Source organism: Allobosea sp. 10N428 (assembly GCF_056394545.1).
Map to the genome: position 1 here is coordinate 105,570 of NZ_JBFTIC010000004.1, position 23,304 is coordinate 128,873.

A 23,304-nucleotide genomic window follows, 5' to 3' on the forward strand; every position below is an offset into this window, starting at 1 on the left:
TCAGACCTCCTGCTTGCGCAAGGCGAGTTGGGCTACGACGAGGAAGAGCAGGAAGAAGAAGGCCAGCATCACGAGATTTGGCCAGAGCTGGGCCGCGCCCAGCCCCTTGGTGAAGACGCCGACACTGACCGGCTGATACCAGGCCGGAGGAAAGCTCATACCGATGATGCGGCCACCGCCCGAGAGCGAGGCGACCGGCACCATCAGGCCGGAAAAATTGACCGCGGGGATGATCGACAGGATCGCGGTCGCGAAGACCGCGGAGACCTGTGTGCGGGTGAAACTGGAGATGAGCTGGCCGAAACCGGTCGCCGCCGAGACATAGAGCAGCGTCGCCAGCACCAGCAGCCAGGCGGAGCCCTTGATCGGGACCTGGAAGACGAACAGCGCGATCAGGACCAGCATCGCGAAGCTCATCATCGCGATGGCGATGTAGGGCAACTGCTTGCCGAACAGGAATTCGAATTGGCTGATCGGGGTCGAGCGGAAATTGGCGATCGAGCCGGTTTCCTTCTCGCGGACAACGCCGATCGCCGACATGATCGCCGGAATGAGGATCAGCATCAGCATGATCACGCTCGGCACCATCGCATTGGCGCTCTTGAAATCCTGATTGTAGCGGAAGCGGGTCTCGATCGTGACGGACGACGGCACATGGCTCGACGCTGCCTGGGAAGCCATGAAGCCCTGCGCGTATTGCGTCGCCAGCCCGGTGACGTAGCCGCGCGTCGTCTCGGCCCGGAACGGCATGGCGCCGTCGAGCCAGACCGAGAGCTCAGGCGTCCGACCGGCCATCAGGTCGCGGCCGAAGGAGGGCGGGATCTCGATCGCGAGCTGCAGCTCGCCGCTTCTCAGGCGCTGGTCCAGCTCGGCTGCGGAGCGGATCGGCGGCTGCTCGCTAAAGTAGCGCGAGCTGGAGAAGGCCTCGACCAGTTGCCGGCTCTCCATCGAGTTGTCCTGATCATAGGCCGCGAATTTCAGGTTCTCGACATCTAAGGAAATGCCGAAGCCGAAGGCCAGCATCAGCAGTACCGGCCCGAGAAAGGCGAAGCTCAGCCGGATCGGATCGCGCAGCAATTCCATGGTTTCGCGGCGGGTGCAGGCCCAGAGCCGCCGTGGATCGAAGCGGAGGGCTGGCGGCGCGGGCTGCGCGGCGGCGGCCGGGATGGCCGTAGCTTCCACCGGGACGTCCTCGATGCCGGCCGCCTCTTTGAGATAGACGATGAAGGCCTCTTCCAGCGTGTCGACGCCGCGTTTCTGCACCAGCTCTTCCGGCGTGCCGACCGCCAGAACCTTGCCGGCATGCATGAAGGAAATGCGGTCGCAGCGCTCCGCCTCGTTCATGAAATGGGTCGAAAGGAAGATGGTGACGCCGTCGTCGCGCGAGAGATCGATCAACGTGCGCCAGAATGCGTCGCGCGCGATCGGGTCGACGCCCGAGGTCGGCTCGTCGAGGATCAGCATCGCCGGGCGGTGCAGGACGGCGACAGCGAGCTGGAGGCGCTGGCGGATGCCGAGCGGCAGGCTGTCGGGCCGCTCATCGGCGACGGTCTCGAGGTCGAAGCGGGTCAGGAGCTCGGCGATGCGGCCGGGTATCTCGGCGGGGGGCAGATGGTAGAGCTCGGCGTGGAGCACGAGGTTCTGCCGGACTGTGAGCTCGCTGTAGAGCGAGAAGGCCTGCGACATGTAGCCGACATTGCGCCGCGTCTCCATGTCGTCGGCGGCGAGCGGCTGGCCGAACAGCTTCGCGGTCCCCTCAGTCGCCGGCAACAGGCCGGTCAGCATCTTCATCGTCGTCGACTTGCCGCAGCCGTTCGAGCCGAGGAAGCCGAAGATCTCGCCGCGGCCGATGCGGAAGTTGACGTGGTCGACGGCGACGAAATCGCCGAAGCGGCGCGTCAGCCCCTCGGCCTCGATCGCAGGGGTCGCGTCATCGCTCGCGACCCGCGGCCGGAGCACGACCTCGCGGTGCTGCGCGCGCTTGGCTTCAGGCAGCAGAGCAACGAAGGCAGCTTCCAGCGTCGACTGCCCGGCATTGTGGCGCAGCTCTGCGGGCGTTCCGGTGGCGATCGCCTTGCCGTCATCCATCGCCACGAGCCAGTCGAAGCGTTCGGCCTCCTCCATATAGGCGGTGGCGACGATGACGCTCATGCTGGGCCGGCGGGCGCGGATCGTATCGATCAGATCCCAGAACTGGCCGCGCGAGAGCGGATCGACGCCGGTCGTCGGCTCGTCCAGGACGAGCAGGTCGGGATCGTGGATCAGCGCGCAGCAGAGGCTGAGCTTCTGCTTCATGCCGCCGGAGAGCTTGGCGGCAGGGCGGCCCTCGAAGGGATCCAGCCCCGTCGCCGTGAGCAGTTCATCGATGCGCTGGCGGCGCTCGGCCGCGTCCTGCCCGAAGAGCCGCGCATGGAAGTCGATATTCTCGAAGACGGACAGCGTCGGATAGAGATTCCGGCCCAAACCCTGCGGCATATAGGCGATGCGCCCGCGCCGCGCCTCGCGTTCGGCCTTGACGCCGAGATCGCCGCCGAGCGCGTGCACGCTGCCCTGCTGGATCGCCCGCACGCCGGCGACGAGTGCCAGCAGGGTCGACTTGCCCACGCCGTCCGGCCCGATCACGCCGATCATGCGGCCAGCGGGGATATCGAGCGTCAGCGCATCGAGGGCGATCACCTTGCCGTAGCGGTGCGTGACGCCCGCGAGGCTGGCGGCAGGCCCGGCCTCCGTCATGGCAGCTTCACAGCGAGCGAGTCGGGCCATTTCGCGGAGGGAGAGGTGCGAACGAAGCCGAGGCCGCGCACGCCGGTCTTCACCTGCCGGTGGTATTTGGCGAGCAGATCCTTGTCGACCTGAAGTTTAGCGCGGAAGACCAGCTTCTCGCGCTCCTCGGCAGTCTCGACGGCCTTCGGCGTGAACTGGGCGTCGGCCGCGACGAAGCTGACCGTCGCCGGGATGACGTATTGCGGCACGGGATCGAGAATGATGCGGGCCTCGTCGCCCAGGGCGAGCTGACCGGCCTGCGCCGCCGGCAGGTAGATCGTCATGTAGACATCCGACAGGTCGAGGATGGTGATGACGCGCGTGCCGGCCGAGACCACCTCGCCGGTCCGGGCCAGCTGGTACTGCACGCGCCCGCTCCGCGGCGCGAGGAGCACGAGATCGACCAGGATCGCTCTGATCTGCTCGGCATCGGCCTCGGACGCGTGGATCGCGAACTGAGCCTGGTCGCGCTGCGCCTGGGCGGCTCGCAGGGCCGCGTCGGTGGCATCGGCCTTGGCCGAACGCTGGTCGAAGATCTGCTTGCTGAGATAGCCCTTCTCGACCAGCTCCTTGCCGCGATCGGCATCGGTCCTGGCAAGGATCTGATCGCTCTTGCGCTGGGCGATCAGGGCTTCGGCCTCGGCGAGCGCCTGGCGTGCCCGCAGCACCTGCGCCTGCGCGGCCCGCAGCTGCGCCTCGTATTCCGGCGAGGCGATCCGGGCGATCACCTGGCCGGCCGTGACCTCGTCACCTTCCTTGACCGTGACCTCCGCCAGGCGGCCGGCATATTTCGAGGCGACATCGACCTGCGTCGCCTCGATGCGCCCGTTGGTCTTGACGATCCCTTCCGGCATCGTATCGCCGCGCAATCTTTCGATCAGCGCCTTCAGTCGCGACTGCGCCTGCGCGGAAGGCGGCGATAGCAGAAGCACAGTGAAGGCAACTGCGGCGGCTACTCGACAAAATCGCATGGAGCGTCTCCAACGGAGCAGGCTTGGAACGTTCAGCTCTGCAGCCTTCATAGCATGCACGAAGCTGTCCGCGAGGCCCATACTCGCATCACCCCGCTTTCAATTGCGCACCAAAGCGCGGCCAGATGCCGCTGATCCTGCCCGCGACTTGACGCTCAGCCGGCTATTCAAAGAGGTCCGGATGCGCAGCCTCGGTCTTCGGGAGGGCGCGCAGGATCTCGGTGAGATGATGGCGCATCGCGGCTTCAGCCGCCGCGGGGTCGCCTGCATCGATCGCCGCCACGATGCCCCGATGCTGCTCGACCAGCGGCAGCATCGCGCCGGGCCCCGGCAGGGTGAGCTGGCAGACCCTGTCCATATGCGCCTTGATATCCCGGATCGCCTCCCAGGCGAGCGGCATGCCGACGCCTTCCGTCAGCTCGACATGGAAAAGCTCGTCATAGCGCTGGAAGGCGGCATGGTCGTTCCGCGACGCGGCCTTGTCCTGCATCTCCAGGAGATCGGCGATGCGCTGCCGGCTTTGCGCGGAGAAGGACAGGCAGGCCTGCCGGACGATCGCGACCTCCACCGCCTCGCGCACGAAGCGCGCCTCCATCATCTTGCGGACGGAGAACTTGACCACGACCGTGCCGCGCTGCGGCTGCACGTCGACGAGCCGCGTCTTGGCGAGCGCGATCAGCGCCTCGCGCACCGGCTGGCGGGATACGCCGTATCGCAGCGCGATCTCCTGCTCCGAGAGACGCGTGCCGGGCGGCAGATCGAGCGCGATGATCGCCCGGCGCAGTTCGGCTTCGACACGGCCGGCCGCCGAAGCGCCCGGAAAAGCGGCGGGTGACGCCAGCGAAAGGCTCAAGCCAAAAACCTCCAGGGCCTGTTGCGTACCATACAATTACATACTACCATACAATGACTGTCGCGGCCAAGCTCGGCTCGTGGACAGAAAGCTTACGTTCGACGCGCCACCCAACAAGCCGGGAAACGGCGAGGCGTTCGAACCCAGGGGAGAACGCACCATGACCGCACGCCGCAGTTTCCTTGCCTATACCGCCGCGCTGGCCATCTCGGCCGTTGCGGCGACCTCCGCCCTCGCCCAGAGCGTGACGCTGCGCTCGGCAGACATCCATCCGACCGACTACCCGACCGTCGAAGCGGTCCGCTACATGGGCAAGCTGCTCGAGGAGCGCACCCAGGGCCGCGTCAAGATCAACGTCTTCCACTCCGCCCAGCTCGGCCAGGAGAAGGACACGATCGACCAGACCCGCTTCGGCGTCATCGACATCAACCGCATCAACATGGCGCCGTTCAACAACCTGATCCCGGCGACCAACATCCCATCCCTGCCCTTCATCTTCCGCTCCGTCGACCACATGCGGAAGGCCATGGACGGGCCGATCGGCGACAACCTGCTGAAGGAATTCGAGAAGCACGACCTCATCGGCCTCGCGCTCTACGATTCCGGTTCGCGCTCCTTCTATAACTCCAAGCGCCCGATCAACAGCCCGGCCGATATGAAGGGCATGAAAATCCGCGTCCAGCAGTCCGACATGTTCGTCGCGCTGGTCTCGGCGCTCGGCGCCAACGCCACGCCGATGCCCTTCGGCGAAGTCTATTCCGCGCTACAGACCGGCGTGATCGACGGCGCCGAGAACAATTGGCCGTCCTATGAATCGACCCGCCATTTCGAGGTCTCGAAGTTTTACTCGGTGACCGAGCACTCGCTCTCGCCGGAAGCTCTGGTGATGTCGAAAAAGAGCTTCGACAAGTTCAACGCAGCCGATCAGGCGATCATAAAGGCCGCGGCGAAGGAGTCGGTCCTGAAGATGCGCGAACTCTGGGACGCGCGCGAGAAGGCGTCCGAAGCCAAGGTCAAGGCCGGCGGCGCCCAGATCAACCAGGTCGACAAGAAGCCCTTCATCGATGCGATGAAGCCGGTCTACGACAAGTTCGTCACCGACCCGAAGCTCAAGGACATGGTCGCCGCCATCCAGGCGGTGAACTGAGCCTCGTTCAAGCGGGGCGGCTCGAAACGGCCGCTCCGCTTTCCAAAGCCCTCATCCTGAGGAGCGATCGGAGAGCGCGTCTCGAAGGATGATCCAGAGATCGCTGGAACCATCCTTCGAGACGCCGCTTCGCGGCTCCTCAGGATGAGGGCTCAGGATGAGAAACCCGCATCCACGGACATCCCATGCGCGCGTTCACCGCCTTTTTGACACGCCTCGACGCCAAGTTCAGCCTGTTCGCGCTGATCACCGCCGGTGCCGGTCTCGTCCTGATGACCGTGATGGTCGCCTGGGGCGTGTTCGGCCGCTATGTCCTCAACGACACGCCGATCTGGGTCGAGGCCGGATCGCTCTTCCTGATGTCGTGGTTCATCCTGCTCGGCGCCGCCGTCGGCGTGCGCGAGAGCGACCATCTCGGCTTCGAAGTCGGACTGGTGATGTCGCCGCCGCCCTTGCGCGCCGCGCTGATCGTCATCGGCGAAGGCCTTGTCTGCGCTTTCGGTCTCGCCATGCTCGGCTATGGCTGGCAGCTCGCGGCCGGGACCTGGGCCGACCGGATGCCGATCATCGGCATCTCCCGCGGCTGGGACTATGTGCCGATCGCCGCAGGCGGCGCGCTGATCGCCCTGTTCGCGCTGGAAAAGCTCCTGCTCTTCATCACCGGCGAAGAACAGGCTCCGCTCGGCTTCGTCCATTTCGGCGAAAGCCAGGAGGCCTGAGCCATGGAACTCTGGATTCTCTTCGGCGTCTTCTCGCTGCTCCTGCTGATCGGCGTCCCCGTGGCCTTTTGCCTCGGCATCGCCTCCGTCGCGACCGTCGCCTTTATGGGCCTGCCGCCCGTCGTCGTCTTCCAGCAGATGAATTCCGGCATGAACGCCTTCGCGATGATGGCGATCCCATTCTTCATCTATGCCGGCGACCTGATGATCCGCGGCGGCATCGCCGAGCGGCTGATCCAGATGGCGGCGAGCCTCGTCGGCCATCTGCGCGGCGGCCTCGGCCAGGTCAATGTCGTCACCTGCACGCTCTTCGGCGGCATCTCCGGCTCGGCCGTGGCCGACGCCTCGGCGGTCGGCGGGCTGATGATCCCGCAGATGAAGAAGCGCGGCTATGACGCCGACTATGCCGTCAACGTCACCGCGAACGCGGCGATCATCGCGCTGCTGATCCCGCCCTCGCACAACATGATCATCTATTCGCTCTCGGCCGGCGGCAATCTCTCGATCGCGGACCTGTTCACCGCCGGCGTCGTGCCGGGCCTGCTGCTCTGCGCCGCGCTGATGGTCGCTGCCTGGGCGGTCGCGGTGAAGCGCGGCTATCCGCGCGAGCCCTTCCCGGGCTTCGCGACGGTCGGGCGCTATGTCGTGCTGGCGCTGCCCGGCATCCTGCTGATCGGCATCATCTTCGGCGGCGTCCGCTCCGGCGTCTTCACCGCGACGGAATCCTCCTGCGTCGCCGTCGTCTACGCCATCCTCGTGACCATCTTCGTCTACCGGCAACTCACCTGGACGGCCTTCGTCGAGGCGACGCTGGGCGCGGTGCGGACTACGGCGATGGTGCTGCTGGTGATCGGCACCGCCGGCGCCTTCGGCTGGCTGATGGCCTTCCTCGAGGTGCCGCGGGCGACGATCGCGGCGATGAAGGCGGTATCCGACAATCCCATCACCATCCTGCTGATGATCAACCTGATCCTGCTGGTGCTCGGCACCTTCATGGACATGGCGCCGATGATCATCATCTGCACGCCGATATTCCTGCCGGTGGTGAAGGCCTTCGGCGTCGACCCCGTGCATTTCGGCGTGATCCTGATCCTCAACGCCGGCATAGGCCTCAACACGCCGCCGGTCGGCTCGGTGCAGTTCGTCGCCTGCGCCATCGGCCGCATCTCCATCGGCGAGTCCATGCGCACGATCTGGCCCTTCTACGGCGCCAGCATCGCCGTGCTCCTGCTCGTCACCTATGTGCCCGGCCTGTCGCTCTGGCTGCCGCGCCTGTTCCACTGAAGGACTGATCATGACCATCGACATCCGCCAGGTTTCGCACCCCGAGGCCGTCAAGGGCTTCGACACGGCGGAGCTGCGGCGCCACTTCCTGATCGAGACGCTGTTCGCCCCCGGTGAGGTCAAGCTGACCTATAGCCATCTCGACCGTGTCATCGTCGGCGGCGCCATGCCGGCCGGGAAGGCGATCGTGCTGCCGACGCCGAAGGCGGTCGGTACCGACGCCTTTCTCAGGCGGCGCGAACTCGGCATCGTCAATGTCGGCGGCCCCGGCAAGGTCGCGGTCGGCGGCAAGGACTACGCTCTGGCCAAGCGCGACGCGCTCTATGTCGGCAAGGAAGCCGGCGAGGTCTCATTCGCCAGCGACGATGCCGGCAACCCGGCGAAGTTCTACCTGCTCTCGACGCCGGCCCATGCCGCGCATCCGACCAAGGTGATCAGGGAGGCCGATGCCAAGACCATCGCGCTCGGCGAGCAGGCGACCGCCAACAAGCGCGTCATCCGCCAGTACATCATCCCCGGAATCTGCGACACCTGTCAGCTCGTGATGGGCGTCACCACCCTCGACGAAGGCAGCATCTGGAACACCATGCCGGCGCATGTCCATGACCGGCGCTGCGAGATCTATCTCTATTTCGACGTTCCGGCCGACGCCCGCGTCTTCCACCTGATGGGCGAGCCGCAGGAGACCCGCCACCTCGTCATCGCCAACGAGCAGGCGATCCTCTCGCCCGGCTGGTCGATCCATTCCGGCGTGGGGACGAAGGCCTATTCCTTCATCTGGGGCATGGGTGGCGACAATGTCGACTATACCGACATGGACATGGTTGCGACCGGAGACCTGCGCTGATGCGCTCGGCCTTTGACTTGGGCGGCCGGACCGCGATCGTCACCGGGGCCAATACGGGCCTCGGCCAGGCGATCGCGGTCGCGCTCGCCCAGGCCGGTGCCGGCATCGTCGCGGTCGGACGATCGAGCATGGCCGAAACGAAGGCGCTGGTCGCCGAGACCGGCAAGCCCTTCCATGAGATCGCCGCCGATCTCGCGACGCTGGAGCCGATCCCGCGGATCGTGGAAGAGGCCGAGGCGGCAGCGAAGGCCGACGGCTCGCGGCTCGACATCCTCGTCAACAATGCCGGCATCATCCGCCGCGCCGACGCCATCGACTTCACCGAGGCCGATTGGGACGCGGTGATGGACGTGAACCTGAAGTCGACCTTCTTCCTGACGCAGGGCGTGGCCAAGCGCATGCTCGCCGACGGCAAGGGCGGCAAGGTCATCAACATCGCCTCGCTGCTGTCCTTCCAGGGCGGCATCCGCATCCCCTCCTATACGGCGTCGAAGAGCGGCCTTGCTGGCCTCACGCGGCTGCTCGCCTGCGAATGGGCGGGCAAAGGCATCAACGTCAACGCGATCGCGCCCGGCTATTTCGCGACCAACAACACGCAGGCCCTGCGCGCCGACCCCGAGCGCAACACGGCCATTCTCGCTCGGATCCCGGCCGGGCATTGGGGCGAGCCGCAGGAACTCGGCGGCGCCGCCGTGTTCCTCGCCTCGGACGCGGCGGCTTACATCCACGGCGTCGTACTGCCCGTCGACGGCGGCTGGCTCGCGCGCTGAGGGAGAACCGACATGGACCGCAGGAACGAGCCTTTCGCCCATGATGCCGATCTCGCCTGGGAGCCGGCCGGCGACGGCGTGACACGCAAGATCCTGACCTATCGCGAGGAGGTCATGATGGTGCGCGTGCGCTTCGAGGCCGGCGCCATCGGCCCGGCGCATAGCCATCCGCATATCCAGTGCTCGCTGGTCGAAAGCGGCGTTTTCGACATCACCATCTCCGGGCGCACCGAACGCCTCAGCGCTGGCGACAGCTTCACCGTGCCGCCGGATGCGGTGCACGGCGCCGTCAACGTGGAGGCCGGGACGCTCGTCGACGTCTTCACACCGATGCGGCAGGACTTCGTCTCCTGACGGAACGGCCCTCGGCTGTCCACGTTCGGATTGACTCTCTCATAACCCGTCAGCTATGGATCAATCCCATAACTGACGGGTTATGCTTTTGATCTCGACCGATCACGACCAGCTTTTCAGGACGCTTGCCGATCCGACACGGCGGGCGTTGTTCGAATGGCTGTGCAGGGATGGCGAACAGACTGTGGGAGCCCTGACGATCCGCGCCGGCGTCTCGCAACCGGCCGTGTCGAAGCATCTCGCCGTGTTGAAACAGGCCGGGCTGGTGCGGGACCGGCAGGAAGGCCGCCAGTCCCACTACAGCGCACGACCGAAGGCGCTGGCGCCGCTGATCGACTGGACCAGCCAGATGGGCGGGTTCTGGGAGAGCCGATTCGACGATCTCGAAAATCTGCTCAAGAGGATGGACCAGTGAACGAAGCAGCCACCGAACTCCGCTCCGTCGTCGTCGAGCGAGAATTCCCGCACCCGCCCGAGAAGCTCTGGCGCGCCCTGACCCAGCCGCATCTGATCGCGGAGTGGCTGATGAAGAACGACTTCAAGCCGATCGTCGGTCATCGTTTCGGTTTCAGCGCCGAATGGGGCGCCGTTTCCTGCGAGGTGCTGGAGATCGAGGAGACGAAATCGCTGTCCTACACATGGGGCGATCATGAGCTGAAGACGGTGGTGACCTGGACCTTGACCCCGGCCGGCGCCGGCACGGCGCTGCGCATGGAACAGACGGGCTTCCGGGACAACCAGCCACGCTACTTCCAGGGCGCCCGGGCTGGCTGGCCGCGCTTCCTCGCCGTGCTGGAGGAATTGCTGGCGCGGATGGGCTGAGGCCCAGTCCAGAGGCGTGAACGCACGGAATTTGAAGAAGGGAGAGCGTGGTGGCCGACACCGCAACCCAGACGGAGAAATCGCCGTCCGAACTGATCGACGGGCGGATCGCAGAGCTCGGCGACTGGCGCGGCGAGATGCTGGCCCGGCTGCGCGCCCTGATCAAGCAGACCGTCCCCGATGTCGTCGAGGAGTGGAAATGGCGCGGCGTGCCGGTCTGGTATCGCGACGGCATGATCTGCACCGGCGAAACCTACAAGTCGGTGGTCAAGCTGACCTTCGCCAAGGGTGCCGCGCTGGAAGACGCATCCGGCCTGTTCAACTCCAGCCTGGACGGCAATGTCCGCCGGGCCATCGATTTCCACGAGGGCGATGCGATCGATGAAAAGGCCCTGGCCGAGCTGATCAGCGCAGCTGTTGCGCTGAACGCGTCGAAAACGAAGAGAGCCGGCCGCTCGGGCTGAGCAGCCGGCCCTTTCTTGATCGAGTGCCCACGACTGAAAGTCGCGGGCTCCCGCTGTGCCGTCGTATCAGCCCTTGGACTTCTTCCCGGGCTTTCCGCCACCCTTCTTGCTTGACGAGCCGCCGCCCTTCTCGAACACCTTGTAGAACTCCTCGGCCATGCCGCGCAGAGACCTGCCGATGTTGGCGTATTGGTACTCGTTCAGATTGGCGAGCGAGGCGCGCCCCGCCGGCTGGCGCGTGCCGAAGCCGCGGCCGGGCAGCAGCACGATGCCGGTTTCGTCGGCGATCCTGAACAGCAGCTCGTCCGGATTGACGTTCTTCTTCACCCAGGCCTCGAACTCCGGCCCATACAGGTCTCTGGCCACCGCCGATAGATCGAGCAGCGTGTAGTAATCGACCGCATTCTCGTCGTTGCCCTGGGGGACGCCGAGCTCGCGATAGAGCGCCGCCTCGCGGCGGCGGATCAGCTTCTTCAGCTCCGCCTTGTAGCCATCGGCCTCATCCATCAAGGCAAAGAGCGAGAACAGCACCATCTGGACCTGCTGCGGCGTCGAGAGGCCGGCGGTGTGGTTGAGCGCCACGGTGCGGCTGTCGGCGACGAGGCGATCGATGAAGCGCAGCTGGCTGACATCCGGCAGGAGCGAGCCATAGCGCCGGTCCAGCGCCTGCTTGGCGCTCTTCGGCAGTTCGTCCAGCGCCTTGTCGAATATGGAGTCCTTGTGCGTCGCGACGACGCCGAGGCGCCAGCCGGTCGCGCCGAAATACTTCGAGAAGGAGTAGACCAGCATCGTATTGTGCGGACAGGTCGCGAAGAGCGACCGGAAACCGTCGGCAAAGGTGCCGTAGACGTCGTCCGTCAGGATGAAGAGGTCAGGCCGGTGCTCGCGCACGATGGCCGCGACCTTTTCGAGGCTGCGATCATCCATCTTCACCGAGGGCGGATTGCTCGGGTTGATGCAGAAGAAGATCTTGATCGCCGGATCCTTGAGCTTCTCCAGCTCGGAATCCGGATACTGCCAGCCCTTCTCGGGATCGGCGTCGATCGCGACCTCGACGAGCCCGTATTCGTCGAGTTCGGGAATCTCGATATAGGGCGTGAAGACCGGCATGCCGATCGCGACCTTGTCGCCGCGCTTGACCAGACCGTTCTGCTTCAACGTGTTGAAGATATAGGTCATGGCGGCGGTGCCGCCCTCGACCGCGAAGAGATCGACGCTACCCGGCGGGATGGAGCCCCCGATCATCTCCTTGACGATGTAGTGGCCGACGATCTGCTCGCTCACCCTGAGCATGCGCGGCGGGACCGGATAGTTGCAGCCGAGGATACCCTCGACCATCTCGTGCAGGAACGCGGAAGCCGAGAGACCAAGCTGGTCGCGGACATAGCTCAGCGCCCGGCCGAGGAAGACAACGCCGGGCTGGTCGCGGTTCTCGGCGATGAAGCGCTCGAACCGGCCCTCGATGCCCTCGATCTGCGGCAGGCCGCCGATGCCGTTGGGCATATAGGAGTAGGAGAGCTCCGCCTCCGCCGTGGCGAAGAGGCCGAGCCGAAAGAAAGCCCGGCGCGGCAACGTCGCCAGGAAGTTCGGATTGCCGCGTCCGGCATTGAGCATCAGGCGGTTTTCGCGGCTTGAAGCTAGCTTGATCAGTTCGTCCTTGAGCTCGAAAGGGCTGAGCTTGGCGTATTTGCTGTAATCAGTCGCCATAATACGTCTCCTCGATCAAATCAGGTGAAAGCCACGACGAGCGGGCCGAGCAATGTCAGGAAAACGTTCGCCAGCGCATAGGTGATGGCGAAGGGAGTGGTCGGGATGGAGTTCCCGGCCTTGTCCAAAACCTCGCCGAAGGCGGGGTTGGCGCTGCGCGAACCGGACAATGCGCCGGCAAAGACGGCGGTGTTGTCGTAGCGCAGGATGTAGCGCCCGACGAGCATGGTGATGATCAACGGCAGGATCGTCACAACCACACCGATCAGGAAGATCGACAGGCCACTCTGGGCGATGGTGGTGACGGCCTGGTGCCCCGACTGGAGCCCGACCACCGCGACGAAGCCGGCAAGTCCGAGATCGCGCAGCAGTGTCGAGGCCGCCGTCGGCATATTGCCGATGGCGAGATTGCGGCTGCGATACCAGCCGAAGAGCAGGCCGGACAGCAGCGCGCCGCCGCCGCTGCCGAGCGTCAGCGGGACATCGCCGATACGAACCACCAGCAGGCCGATCAACAAGCCGACGACGAGGCCCAGACCGTGGAAGACGAAATCGGTCTTGTCGCTCGAAACCAGCAGCGTGCCGACCACCTTCGCCACGCGCTGGACATCTTCCGCCGTGCCGTAGAGCGTCGCGACGTCGCCGGCTTCGATGACGGTATTTTCCGTCAACGGAAGCGGCTTGCCGGCGCGCTGCAGGCCGGTGACGTAGATGCCATGGCGGAGATTGCCGGCCGTCGCATCTCTGATCTGCTGCACGGTCTTGCCGATGAAGTCTCGGCTGGCGATGGCGACGTCGCGGCTGAGCACGACCAGATCCATGCCATCGGAGGACTGGAGCTCGGGGCCGATCTTGCTGGCCGCGCCGACGACGCCCGCACGCCTGCCGACGACGAGGATGGTGTCCCCGGGCTTGAGCTTGAGGTCCGGTTCAACGCCGATCACCGAACCGTCGCGCTTGAGCCGCTCGATGGCGAAGGCGGCAGGACCGGCCAGCGCCTCGACTTCCGCGATCGAGCGCCCTGCGACACCCTCCACCTTGAACAGGCGACCGACCAGATCAGGCGCCGCCGGGTGCTCGCCGGCGCCATACACCCGGATGCCCGCGAGCATCTCGGCCTCGGCCTTGATGGCGTCGTCCCGGATGCTGCGGCCCATGAGCCAGGGCAGGATGTTGACGCAGACGATGATCGCGCCGAAGGAGCCGAAGATGTAGGTCACGGCATAGCCGATGGCGACGTTGCCCTGCAGGCGCTGGGCTTCATCCGCCGCCAGCCCGAGTTTGCCGATGGCTGCGCCGGCGGTGCCGATGATCGCCGATTGCGTCAGGCCGCCGGCCGCGATGCCTGCCGCCAAGCCCTTGTCGAGCCCGAACATCCTGGCGAGGATGACGACGGTGGCGAGGCCGCTGAGCGCCAGCACCGCCGCCATGACGATCTCGCGGATCGATTGCCGACCCAGGGAGCGGAAGAACTGCGGTCCGCTCTCGAAGCCGACGGCATAGATGAACAGCGCAAACAGGACAGATTTGATGCCGTTGTCGATGGTGACGCCGACCTGGCTGATCAGGACCGCTGCGAGCAGCGAGCCGGCGACACCTCCGAGCTGGAACTTGCCGAACTGGAACTTGCCGACCCAGTAGCCCACCGCCAATGACAGAAAGAGAGCAATTTCCGGGGATTGATGGAAAATCGACGATAGCGCCGCCACAGATCGCCTCCCAAATGCTGGAACAGAACTGATCGAAATCAAGCAAACGATAACAGCGGACAGAACTCTAGACGCGAATTCACATATGACTCAAGGAGCGATATTCGGAGCACTGCCTCTGCAGACGCGCACGGCCAGAACATCGACACCAGAAACAATATTCAACATGGCAGAATTCAAAACTGTCATTTTGACGATAATTTTATGACTTGGTCAGGCATCTCGCCGCTTTCCACTCCCGGCCAAAGCTGTGGCTATGGCGACTATATTTCGGCGTTCTGAGCGAGCACCACCCTCACCGGGATCAATGCCGCCAAAGCTTCGGCCGGCACCAGTCAAGACCGCTCTTCGGCATGAACAACAGCCAAGATCAACGAGCACCGTTTATGACAGCTCGAACAAGGCTGTAGCGCCCTTCAAAAAAAACGCCCAGTATCGCCGCGATCCGGCCCATCCCCGCGATGGAGCCGATGCGGCGGTCAAGATGGCAGGGGAAGGGAAAGCGGATGCCTGGATTTTCGCAGCGCGCGGATGAAAGACTGCGCCCTGGAATTCTCTGCCTTGCGGCGATGGCCCTGGCCGTTGGCCTCGCCTTGAATCCCGCGACCACCGCCCTCGCCCAGCAAGCCGCCCCGGCGAAGATTCCGGTGGGCACCGTCCCCGCCGAAAAGCGGCCCGTCGAAAAAACCGCCGATTTCGTAGGCCGCATCGCAGCCATCAACCGCGTCGACATCCGCGCGCGCGTCACCGGGTATCTCGAAGAAGTGCTCTTCAAGGACGGTGCAAACGTCAAGGAAGGCACGCCCCTCTTCCGCATCGAGCGGGCACCGTTCGAAGCGGCCGTCGAACAGGCGCAAGGCGCGCTGGAAGGCGCGCAGGGCACCTTGCAGAATGCCATCGTGCAACGGCAGCGCGCCGAGGATCTCCTGCGCACCAGTGCGGGGTCCGTCGCCGTCCGCGATCAGCGTGTCGCCGATGAGAAGAGCGCGCAGGGCAACCAGACGATCGCGGAAGCCAATCTGAAGACAGCGCAGATCAATCTCGGCTACACGGAAATCACGGCCCCGATTGCCGGCAGGATCGGCCGGACCAAGGTTACCAAAGGCAACGTCGTGGGCCCCGATAGCGGCGTGCTCGTCCAGATCGTCAGCAACGACCCGATGTACGTCAACTTCCCGGTCAGCGAGCGCGAGTTCCTGGGGCTGAAGACGAACTCGGTCGCGGAACTGAAGGACCCGCCCTCCGTCAGTCTCAGATTCGCGGACGGCAGCGCATATAATTACAAGGGCCGCGTCGACTTCGTCGACGTCTCGGTCGACCGTTCCACCGATACGGTTCTGGTGCGCGCGGAGGTTCCGAATCCGGACGGCAAGCTCATCGACGGCACGCTCGTGCGCGTCACCGTCCAGGCCGACAAACCCGAAGAAAAGGTCCTGATCCCCCAATCGGCGCTGATCGCCGATCAGCAGGGCCCCTATGTCTTCGCGGTCGAGGACGGCAAGGCCGTGGTCAAGCGCGTCAAGATCGGCGCAGAGGTCGGCGCCTATGTCGTCGTCGAGCAGGGCCTCGTCGGCAACGAGCAGATCATCGTCGAAGGGCTGCAGAACCTGCGGCCGGGGTCGCCGGTCCTGCCCTCGCCCGTGCCTGCGCCGGTCGGCCGGAGCTGAGCCATGTTCACCTCCGTCTTTGTCGACCGGCCGCGCCTGGCCATCGTCATCGCGCTCGTCACCACGATCGCGGGCCTGTTGTCGCTCTTCGCCATCCCGGTGGCACAGTATCCCGACATCGTGCCGCCGCAGGTCTCGGTGACGGCCTCCTATCCCGGCGCCTCGGCGGCGGTAATCGAGGCGACCGTGGCCCAGCCGCTCGAAGCCCAGATCGTCGGCACCGACAAGATGCTCTACATGAAGAGCGTCAGCGGCAATGACGGCAGCTATTCGCTGCTCGTCTCCTTCGAACTGGGAACCAACCCGGACATCAACAGCGTCAACGTCAACAACCGCGTGCAGGTCGCGCTGTCGAAGCTGCCCCAGGAGGTGCAGCGGAACGGCGTGACGGTGAAGAAGAAATCCTCGGCCCTGCTCGGCGTGATCGCGGTCTATGCGCCGAAGAACAACTACGACACGCTGTTCGTCTCGAACTACGTCACGATCAACCTGCTCGACTCCATCCGCTCGACGCCCGGCGTCGGCGACGCCGCGCTGTTCGGCGCTCAGGATTATTCGATGCGGGCCTGGGTCCGCACCGACAACCTGACCGGTCTCAACCTGACGACCGGCGATATCATCAGCGCCATCCAGTCGCAGAACACGCAGGCCGCCGTCGGTCGGATCGGCGCCCGTCCGATCTCGGACGATCAGCAGCTGCAGCTGAATATCCAGACCAAGGGCCGATTGAGCTCGCCTGAGGAGTTCGGCAAGATCGTGCTGCGCACCAATCCGGACGGCTCGATCCTGCGGCTCTCCGATGTCGCGCGGCTCGAGCTCGGTGCCGCCAATCTCGACCGCGACACGCGGCTGAACGGTGGCCCCGCCGTGCTGATCGGCGTCTACCAGTCGCCCGGCGCCAATGCGATCGCCGCGCTCGACGCCGTCAAGAAGACGGTCGGCGACCTGTCGAAATCCTTCCCGGAAGGGCTGGAGTGGAAGGTCACCTACGACCCCACGGCCTTCGTCGAGGCGACGATCCATGAGGTGCAGAAGACGCTGATCGAGGCCTTCGTCCTCGTCGTCCTCGTGGTCTTCCTGTTCCTCGGCAATTTCCGCGCGACGCTGATCCCGACGGTCGCGGTGCCGGTCAGCCTGATCGGCGCCTTCGTCGTCCTTAACGCCATCGGATACTCCGCCAACACGGTGTCGCTCCTCGCCGTGGTCCTCGCGATCGGCATTGTCGTCGACGACGCGATCGTGGTGATCGAGAACGTCGAGCGCGTGATGGAGGAACATCCGGAGCTGACCCCCGCCGAGGCGACGAAGAAGGCGATGAGCGAGATCGTGGCGCCGATCATCGCGATCACGCTTGTGCTGCTCTCGGTCTTCGTGCCGGTGGCCTTCATCCCCGGCATTTCGGGCGAGCTGTTCCGGCAGTTCGCGGTCACAGTCGCCGTGGCGATGGTGCTCTCCGCCATCAACGCCCTGACGCTTTCCCCGGCGCTCTGCGCCGTGCTGCTCAAGCGCCATGAAGGGCCGCGGCATGGGCCGATCGCCCGCCTCATGCGCGGGATCGACTGGGTGCGTGACCGCTACGGCTCCGCCGTCGCGCGCCTCGTGCGGGTTTCCTTCATCAGCCTCCTGCTGACCGCCGCCTTCGGCGCCGGTATCTACGGGATGAGCCGCATCACGCCGACGGGCTTCCTGCCCGACGACGACCAGGGCGCCTTCTTCATCGTCGCGCAATTGCCCGACGGCGCCTCGATCGGCCGCACCTCCGCCGCCATGGCGCAGGTCGAAGGCATCCTGAAAACCGAAAGCGCGATCGCCGACTACTCCACCGTCATCGGCCTCAACTTCCTCGACAATTATTCGCAGCCCAACGCCGCCTTCGTCATGATTTCGCTGAAGCCCTTCGATCAGCGGCCAAGCCGTGAGGATTCCGCCGAAGCGATCATCGCCCGGCTCTCGCAGAAGCTCAGGGCGGTGCGCGACGGCAATGTCGTGGCTCTGGCCCCACCACCGATCATCGGCCTCGGCAGTGGCGGCGGCTTCAGCTACGTCGTGATGGACATGGGGACATCCGATCCCAAGGCGCTCGGCCGGGCGCTGCGCGGCCTCACCATCGCGGCCAATCAGGACCCGCAGCTGCGGCGTGTGTTCTCGACCTTCTCGGATTCCGCTCCGTCGATCTATCTCGACATCGACCGGGACAAGGTCCAGATCCTCGGCGTCGAGCTCAGCAACGTCTTCCAGGCCCTGCAGGCCTCGCTCGGCGGCTACTATGTCAACGACATGAACCTGTTCGGCCGCACCTGGCAGGTTCAGGTCCAGGCGGACGGCGCCGATCGCGCCTCGGTCGACGACATCTACCGCATCAATGTCCGCAGCCGCGCCGGCGACATGGTGCCGCTGCGCAGCTTCGTCGAGGCGAAGGTCGTTGTCGGGCCGCAGGCGCTGATCCGCTACAACAACCGCCTCGCCGTGACCCTGCAGGGCTCGCCCGCGCCCGGCGTCTCGTCCGGCGCAGCGCTCGCCGCGATGGAGGCGGTTTCGGCCAAGACCTTGCCGGCGAACTATCGCGGGGCCTGGACCGACGTGTCGTTCCAGGAAAAGCGCGCGGAGGGGCAGACCGGAATCATCCTCGCCTTCGCCCTACTCTTCGCCTATCTCTTCCTCGTCGCGCTGTACGAAAGCTGGACGATCCCGATCCCGGTGCTGCTCTCGGTCGCGGTCGGCCTGCTTGGCGCCTTCGCCGCGATCGTGGTCGCCGGATCGACGCTCGATCTCTACGGCCAGATCGGCATCGTCGTGCTGATCGGCCTGGCGGCAAAGAACGGCATTCTGATCGTCGAGTTCGCCAAGGAGATGCGCGAGAAGGGACATCCGCTGCTGCATGCGGCGACGGAAGGGGCGCGTCTGCGCTTCCGCCCGGTGATGATGACCTCCTTCGCCTTCATTCTCGGCCTGCTGCCGCTCGTCATCGCCGAAGGGCCGGCGATGCTCGCCAGGCGCAATGTCAGCACGCCCGTATTCGGCGGCATGATCGCGGCGGCCTTCATCGGCATCTTCGTCATCCCAGCGCTCTATGTGGTGTTCCAATCCCTACGCGAGCGCGTGCGCCCATCGACGCGCCCCGAGGAGAAGCCGGAGGCAGCGGCATAGGGCGGGGGGCGGAGCCCGGCGAGAGGCGGAACCCAGCCCGAACGGCTATTGTGGTCCTTTCGGCGCCCGGCTCTTCAGGGATGCCAGAAGGCAGCCGAGCCAGCTGCCGCTCCGCGGCGGCGCGAGCGGTTCGCGCGACCGCTCGACACGGCAGAGAATCTCGATCTCCTCGATCGAGAGATCGAGAAAGACCAGAAGCATCGGGTTTGAAGCCAACGGCACATCGCCTGCCGGAGCGCTGTCGGGATCCATGGATCGACCTGCCCGATGTGAGATGGTCGATCCCGATTGATCCCCTGCGGCTTCGCCGGCAACTCCCATCTGGGAGGCGCAGGCCCGCGCGCCACAAAATTCGGAGCGGAGATGCCAGGGGCATGCGCCGCAATTCTTCGGCCGCCCTGATCTTCTAGCGCCAGAATGGTTGAAGCTCGATCAGCGCGCGATGGGCCTCGATGGCGGAGGCGAGCAGCTTCTGCTCTTTCGCCTCGACATCGGCCAATGCCAGGCCGGCGGCAAACTGGACGGAACCGACGGCATCGGAGCCGACCACGCGCTTCATCAGCTGCTGGCCGGCTGCGATGTCGTTGAGCCCGCCGAGGCTGCTCTGCAGTTTCGAAAAGACCGATGCGAAGGCCTTCTGGAGTTTGCGCTCCTTCTTGCCTTCATAGAGGCCGGCGAAGAATTCGGCGCCGTAGCGCAGCTTCTTGGCCGCGATGCGGACCTGATGCCGCTCCTCGATGCCCAATGCCGCGAGGTTTCGGCCGCGCTTCTCCACCTGCCGCCTGCGCTTGTCGAGCATCCGGGACGCGAAGGGTCTCACGGGCTGGTCGCGCTCGGTATCATTCTGCGCCGTGAGCCACGGCCCGGCGTTGATCCACGCGACCAGATCGATCAGGAAGCGCCGCCAATCCTCCGAACGCAGCGTCAGCACCACCGCGAGATAGGCTTCGGCGCACTGGCTCTGGAGATGCTTTTCGAGGCTCAGCAGCTCGGCATGATCGGGATGGCGCGCCAGCTCCGCCGGTAGCGTCTCCGTGAGGAAGACATCCAGGTTTCGAGCCCGCCCGAAAGGCTGCGACAGGCGCTTCAGTTCCGCCTTGATGCTCTCGAACCGATCGTCGGCCAGGAGGTCCTTGAACAGCGACATTGCCGAGCGGAGCCTGCGAATCGCGACGCGACCCTGATGCAAGGCGTCGACGTCGTGGCGGCCGAGCAAAACATCCTCGTTCAGCCGCAGCTGGCGCAGGCAGCCATGAGCGATGCTGCGGAATGCGTCGGCGGCCGTCATGTCGTCCGACAAGTCGATCGGCTCGGCCTTGTGAGCCCGATCGCCCTCCCCATCGATCAAGCCGAACCCGCGCTCCGCCTTGCTCACGACGCCCAGACGCACAGGGACCTGCTCGCAGATTTCACGCGCGAGAGCAAAGAGGTCTTCGGCCGTTCCCTGCTTCAGCTCGAGCTCGATCTCGCTAATCGCCGCGACGTCCGAGCCATTCTCCGCGCCAGGATTGGTCACGCGCCCCTGGTCCAGCGCGACTTCGATCCGAGAGCTTCCCTGGCTGATGAGGCACGTGGCGCGCTCGACGGACACAGTGAACAGCGCGGCGAGCTTCGCCTTCCTGCCGAGCAGCTTCGCGAGCGGTGTCCCGCGCAGGGCATCCCGATCGGGCTCTGGGCCGTCGACCGGCTCCTCCCATTCGCGCCGCACGATCAGCCCGTCACCGCCTGACTTCACCGTCTGGACATGGCGATCATCGGTTCGTCTGACCCGCAGCACGTAGCCGCAGGCCTGCAGCAGGCGCTCGGAGGTGTCGAAATAGGTCGACTCCAATCGATCTGTGCTCAGTGCCTCGGCGGCAAAGCGCGGCCATTCTCGCAATCCAGCCAAGTCCGAGGGATCGCAAACCAACTTCAGCTCGACTTCCTTCGGATCGCTCATGCTTGGGCCCCGACAAGCTCCGCCAAGACAGGGAAGGGAGACGAAGGCTAGCGCGTCCTCAGGCTCGTGACGATGATGGAGGTCAAACCGTCATGAAGAGCAAAATCTCCGACATACTTGCTTGCTCGACGGCGCTGCTTCCTTCGCCGCCGGCATCGATGCCAAGACCGTCCCCTTCGCGGTCGAATTCCAGATGCCCGGGGCGCCGCGGCGCTCAATGTCGCGGCCTCGAAGATCGAGCCCAGCCTCCATCTCGGCGCCCGCGACGACAGCATGATCCCGCCCCCGGTCCAGCGCAAGATKGCCGCTGCTCGCGAAGCCCGGCTCGGCGTCGCTCTTCAATCGCAACCGCTCGCTGCCCCCGGGCTCGCGAAACCAGATGCTCGTGCAGCCCGCCTCTTGGTGACGGCCGCCCGTCTTTCGGCGGATCGGCGGCGCGTATTGCAAAGCGGCGTCGGCGTTGCCGTGGTCGCCCCTCTCTCCCCGGTCTTTTCCGGGCATTACGATCTGGCTACCCGCCCCCTCAGGCCCGCTTCCGAGGTGACGGCCTCGGCCGTCCGCTCGCGCAAGCGCCCGGATCTCGCGCGCGGCCGACGCCTTCCTGCGCGAGGTCAGGTTGATCACCGCCGAGACAGCCGCGAACACGGCCAGGGCCGAGCGCGACGGCGCTATGCAACGCGCGAATGTCACCCCGGAAATCCACATAGACGCCGCCATTGTGTGGCCGCGCGGGCTGGCCCAAGGTTTCCGGGCTGCCTGCCGGCGGCAAGTATCGTAAGACGACGCAGGCCGGCCCGACCGGCTGCGCCCCATTCGAACGGACCGACATGACTGCCACCGCCAGGACGCCCGACACTGACACGGCCATCGCCACGGCCGTCGCCGCCCAGCGCGGCTGGGTGGAGGCCCTGTTCGACCGGCTGGCGGCCGGCAGCCGCGACGAACCCGGCATCACCCGCGATACCTATGGCGCGGGCGAGGATTTCGGCCATCGCATGCTGACCGAACACGGCAAGGCGCGCGGGCTTGCCGTCTCCCATGACTTCGCCGCCAACAGCTATGTCACCCTGCCCGGCCGCGAGGCGAGCGCTCCGCGCATCCTGATGGGCTCGCATCTCGACAGCGTGCCGCATGGCGGCAATTTCGACGGTGCGGCCGGGGTCATCGCCGGGCTCGTCGTCATCGAGACCTTGCGTGCGCTCGGCATCCAGCCACGCTGCGACGTCACGGCGATGGGCGTGCGGGCCGAGGAAAGCGTCTGGTTCCAGGTTTCCTATATCGGCAGCCGCTCGGCGCTCGGGACGCTGCCGGACGGCGCGCTGGAAGCGAGGCGCATCGACGATGACCGTGTGCTCGCCGCCAGCATCGACGCCTGCGGCGGCAATTCCGCGGCGATCCGCCGGCGTGAGCGCCATCTCGACCCCGCGGCGATCCGTGCCTTCCTCGAAGTCCATATCGAGCAGGCGCCGAGCTTGGTCGAATCCGGCCTGCCGGTGGCGATCTGCACCGGCGTGCCCGGCAATTTTCGTTATCCCGATGCGCGCATCGTCGGCCGGCATGATCATGTCGGCACGCCCCGCCGCTTCCGCCGCGACGCCGCCATGGCCGGCGCCGAATTCGCGGTGATGCTCGACCGGCTCTGGCAGGGGGAGGAGGCCAACGGCTTCCCGATGGCCGTCACGCTCGGCCGCTTCCACACAGATCCGGCCGTCCATGGCCTGACCACGGTTCCCGGCAGCTTCGCCTTCAGCCTCGACGTGCGCACCTATGACCCTGCCGTGCTGGAGCGCGTCGAGGCGAAGATGCTCGCCGCCATCCGCGAGATCGAAGCGCGAAGGCGCGTCACCTTCGAACTCGGCGCCCGCGCCAGCGCCGCCGTCGGGCCGGTCGACCCCGGCATTGTTGCCGGCTTGGAGGCGGCGGCGGATCGGCAAGGCGTCGCGACGATGCCGCTCGGCAGCCCGGCCTCGCATGATTCCGCCGCCTTCGCCGCTGCCGGCGTCCCAATCGCGATGCTGTTCGTGCGCAACGAGCATGGCAGCCACAATCCGCAGGAGGCGATGGAGATCGAGGATTTCCTGGCCGCCTGCACGATCCTTGCAGATTGGGTCGTGCAAGAAGTCGCCTGAAGCGCCGAGCGA

At 65.7% G+C, this 23,304-nt stretch carries 20 protein-coding genes; 12 read left to right on the forward strand and 8 right to left on the reverse strand.

Annotation, left to right across the window (positions count from 1 at the left end):
- From rbbA to AC1DDA_RS14600, 3 genes are all read right to left on the reverse strand, one after another.
- Complete coding sequence (gene rbbA, locus AC1DDA_RS14590; RefSeq protein WP_476796278.1) at nucleotides 1-2,733, reverse strand: ribosome-associated ATPase/putative transporter RbbA; 2,733 nt, start codon at nucleotides 2,731-2,733, stop codon at nucleotides 1-3.
- A complete protein-coding gene (locus AC1DDA_RS14595; protein WP_476796279.1) occupies nucleotides 2,730-3,734 on the reverse strand; it encodes an HlyD family secretion protein in 1,005 nt (334 codons plus the stop codon). Before AC1DDA_RS14595 ends, rbbA begins: the two co-directional genes overlap by 4 nt.
- Nucleotides 3,735-3,897: 163 nt before the next feature.
- Nucleotides 3,898-4,587, reverse strand: coding sequence for a GntR family transcriptional regulator (locus tag AC1DDA_RS14600; protein WP_476796280.1), 690 nt, complete (start codon nucleotides 4,585-4,587; stop codon nucleotides 3,898-3,900).
- Between the two features lie 160 nt (nucleotides 4,588-4,747).
- Between AC1DDA_RS14600 and AC1DDA_RS14605 the strand changes: the two genes are divergently transcribed.
- The 9 genes from AC1DDA_RS14605 to AC1DDA_RS14645 all read left to right on the forward strand — a co-directional run bounded on the left by AC1DDA_RS14605 (nucleotide 4,748) and on the right by AC1DDA_RS14645 (nucleotide 10,994).
- Nucleotides 4,748-5,734: a TRAP transporter substrate-binding protein gene (locus AC1DDA_RS14605; RefSeq protein WP_476796281.1), complete on the forward strand. Its 987-nt coding sequence runs from the start codon at nucleotides 4,748-4,750 to the stop codon at nucleotides 5,732-5,734.
- A gap of 185 nt (nucleotides 5,735-5,919) precedes the next feature.
- Complete coding sequence (locus AC1DDA_RS14610; RefSeq protein ID WP_476796282.1) at nucleotides 5,920-6,453, forward strand: TRAP transporter small permease; 534 nt, start codon at nucleotides 5,920-5,922, stop codon at nucleotides 6,451-6,453.
- Between the two features lie 3 nt (nucleotides 6,454-6,456).
- Nucleotides 6,457-7,737, forward strand: coding sequence for a TRAP transporter large permease (locus AC1DDA_RS14615; protein ID WP_441509504.1), 1,281 nt, complete (start codon nucleotides 6,457-6,459; stop codon nucleotides 7,735-7,737).
- A gap of 10 nt (nucleotides 7,738-7,747) precedes the next feature.
- Nucleotides 7,748-8,584: a 5-dehydro-4-deoxy-D-glucuronate isomerase gene (kduI, locus tag AC1DDA_RS14620; RefSeq protein ID WP_476796283.1), complete on the forward strand. Its 837-nt coding sequence runs from the start codon at nucleotides 7,748-7,750 to the stop codon at nucleotides 8,582-8,584.
- Nucleotides 8,584-9,354, forward strand: a complete 771-nt coding sequence (gene kduD / locus AC1DDA_RS14625; RefSeq protein WP_476796284.1) for a 2-dehydro-3-deoxy-D-gluconate 5-dehydrogenase KduD — start codon at nucleotides 8,584-8,586, stop codon at nucleotides 9,352-9,354. Before kduI ends, kduD begins: the two co-directional genes overlap by 1 nt.
- Before the next feature lie 12 nt (nucleotides 9,355-9,366).
- The gene (locus AC1DDA_RS14630) at nucleotides 9,367-9,708 is read left to right on the forward strand and encodes a cupin domain-containing protein (protein WP_476796285.1); all 342 of its coding nucleotides are present in this window, start codon (nucleotides 9,367-9,369) and stop codon (nucleotides 9,706-9,708) included.
- An 82-nt stretch (nucleotides 9,709-9,790) separates the two neighbouring features.
- Nucleotides 9,791-10,123, forward strand: a complete 333-nt coding sequence (locus tag AC1DDA_RS14635) for an ArsR/SmtB family transcription factor (protein ID WP_476796286.1) — start codon at nucleotides 9,791-9,793, stop codon at nucleotides 10,121-10,123.
- Nucleotides 10,120-10,530, forward strand: a complete 411-nt coding sequence (locus AC1DDA_RS14640; protein ID WP_476796287.1) for an SRPBCC family protein — start codon at nucleotides 10,120-10,122, stop codon at nucleotides 10,528-10,530. The genes AC1DDA_RS14635 and AC1DDA_RS14640 overlap by 4 nt, the downstream gene beginning before the upstream one ends.
- A 47-nt stretch (nucleotides 10,531-10,577) precedes the next feature.
- Nucleotides 10,578-10,994, forward strand: coding sequence for a DUF1801 domain-containing protein (locus AC1DDA_RS14645; RefSeq protein WP_476796288.1), 417 nt, complete (start codon nucleotides 10,578-10,580; stop codon nucleotides 10,992-10,994).
- A gap of 66 nt (nucleotides 10,995-11,060) precedes the next feature.
- On the opposite strand, the gene AC1DDA_RS14650 is transcribed toward AC1DDA_RS14645, so the two are convergent.
- Both AC1DDA_RS14650 and aspT read right to left on the reverse strand, forming a co-directional pair.
- The gene (locus tag AC1DDA_RS14650; protein ID WP_476796289.1) at nucleotides 11,061-12,701 is read right to left on the reverse strand and encodes a bifunctional aspartate transaminase/aspartate 4-decarboxylase; all 1,641 of its coding nucleotides are present in this window, start codon (nucleotides 12,699-12,701) and stop codon (nucleotides 11,061-11,063) included.
- Between the two features lie 20 nt (nucleotides 12,702-12,721).
- Nucleotides 12,722-14,410, reverse strand: a complete 1,689-nt coding sequence (gene aspT / locus AC1DDA_RS14655) for an aspartate-alanine antiporter (protein WP_441509512.1) — start codon at nucleotides 14,408-14,410, stop codon at nucleotides 12,722-12,724.
- Nucleotides 14,411-14,916: 506 nt separating this feature from the next.
- On the opposite strand from aspT, the gene AC1DDA_RS14660 reads away from it, so the two are divergent.
- Both AC1DDA_RS14660 and AC1DDA_RS14665 read left to right on the forward strand, forming a co-directional pair.
- The gene (locus tag AC1DDA_RS14660; protein ID WP_441509513.1) at nucleotides 14,917-16,077 is read left to right on the forward strand and encodes an efflux RND transporter periplasmic adaptor subunit; all 1,161 of its coding nucleotides are present in this window, start codon (nucleotides 14,917-14,919) and stop codon (nucleotides 16,075-16,077) included.
- 3 nt (nucleotides 16,078-16,080) lie between these two features.
- Nucleotides 16,081-19,224, forward strand: a complete 3,144-nt coding sequence (locus AC1DDA_RS14665) for an efflux RND transporter permease subunit (RefSeq protein WP_476796290.1) — start codon at nucleotides 16,081-16,083, stop codon at nucleotides 19,222-19,224.
- A 45-nt stretch (nucleotides 19,225-19,269) separates the two neighbouring features.
- On the opposite strand, the gene AC1DDA_RS14670 is transcribed toward AC1DDA_RS14665, so the two are convergent.
- The 3 genes from AC1DDA_RS14670 to AC1DDA_RS14680 all read right to left on the reverse strand — a co-directional run bounded on the left by AC1DDA_RS14670 (nucleotide 19,270) and on the right by AC1DDA_RS14680 (nucleotide 21,853).
- Nucleotides 19,270-19,476, reverse strand: a complete 207-nt coding sequence (locus AC1DDA_RS14670; protein WP_476796291.1) for a hypothetical protein — start codon at nucleotides 19,474-19,476, stop codon at nucleotides 19,270-19,272.
- A 154-nt stretch (nucleotides 19,477-19,630) separates the two neighbouring features.
- Nucleotides 19,631-21,163, reverse strand: coding sequence for a CYTH and CHAD domain-containing protein (locus AC1DDA_RS14675; RefSeq protein WP_476796292.1), 1,533 nt, complete (start codon nucleotides 21,161-21,163; stop codon nucleotides 19,631-19,633).
- A 90-nt stretch (nucleotides 21,164-21,253) separates the two neighbouring features.
- Nucleotides 21,254-21,853 carry a hypothetical protein gene (locus AC1DDA_RS14680; RefSeq protein WP_476796293.1) on the reverse strand — a complete coding sequence of 200 codons (600 nt, stop codon included), beginning with the start codon at nucleotides 21,851-21,853 and terminating at the stop codon, nucleotides 21,254-21,256.
- A gap of 137 nt (nucleotides 21,854-21,990) precedes the next feature.
- Here AC1DDA_RS14680 and AC1DDA_RS14685 point away from each other — a divergent pair, with 137 nt between their 5' ends.
- A complete protein-coding gene (locus tag AC1DDA_RS14685; RefSeq protein ID WP_476796294.1) occupies nucleotides 21,991-23,292 on the forward strand; it encodes a hydantoinase/carbamoylase family amidase in 1,302 nt (433 codons plus the stop codon).
- Nucleotides 23,293-23,304: the final 12 nt, after the last annotated feature.

Coding starts and splice junctions, on each gene's coding strand:
- AC1DDA_RS14660 (WP_441509513.1), top strand. CDS start 14,917: ATGCCTGGATTTTCGCAGCGCGCGGATGAAAGACTGCGCCCTGGAATT.
- AC1DDA_RS14610 (WP_476796282.1), top strand. CDS start 5,920: ATGCGCGCGTTCACCGCCTTTTTGACACGCCTCGACGCCAAGTTCAGC.
- kduI (WP_476796283.1), top strand. CDS start 7,748: ATGACCATCGACATCCGCCAGGTTTCGCACCCCGAGGCCGTCAAGGGC.
- AC1DDA_RS14635 (WP_476796286.1), top strand. CDS start 9,791: ATGCTTTTGATCTCGACCGATCACGACCAGCTTTTCAGGACGCTTGCC.
- AC1DDA_RS14630 (WP_476796285.1), top strand. CDS start 9,367: ATGGACCGCAGGAACGAGCCTTTCGCCCATGATGCCGATCTCGCCTGG.
- AC1DDA_RS14675 (WP_476796292.1), bottom strand. CDS start 21,163: ATGAGCGATCCGAAGGAAGTCGAGCTGAAGTTGGTTTGCGATCCCTCG.
- AC1DDA_RS14665 (WP_476796290.1), top strand. CDS start 16,081: ATGTTCACCTCCGTCTTTGTCGACCGGCCGCGCCTGGCCATCGTCATC.
- rbbA (WP_476796278.1), bottom strand. CDS start 2,733: ATGACGGAGGCCGGGCCTGCCGCCAGCCTCGCGGGCGTCACGCACCGC.
- AC1DDA_RS14595 (WP_476796279.1), bottom strand. CDS start 3,734: ATGCGATTTTGTCGAGTAGCCGCCGCAGTTGCCTTCACTGTGCTTCTG.
- AC1DDA_RS14650 (WP_476796289.1), bottom strand. CDS start 12,701: ATGGCGACTGATTACAGCAAATACGCCAAGCTCAGCCCTTTCGAGCTC.
- AC1DDA_RS14615 (WP_441509504.1), top strand. CDS start 6,457: ATGGAACTCTGGATTCTCTTCGGCGTCTTCTCGCTGCTCCTGCTGATC.
- kduD (WP_476796284.1), top strand. CDS start 8,584: ATGCGCTCGGCCTTTGACTTGGGCGGCCGGACCGCGATCGTCACCGGG.
- AC1DDA_RS14605 (WP_476796281.1), top strand. CDS start 4,748: ATGACCGCACGCCGCAGTTTCCTTGCCTATACCGCCGCGCTGGCCATC.
- AC1DDA_RS14670 (WP_476796291.1), bottom strand. CDS start 19,476: ATGGATCCCGACAGCGCTCCGGCAGGCGATGTGCCGTTGGCTTCAAAC.
- AC1DDA_RS14685 (WP_476796294.1), top strand. CDS start 21,991: ATGACTGCCACCGCCAGGACGCCCGACACTGACACGGCCATCGCCACG.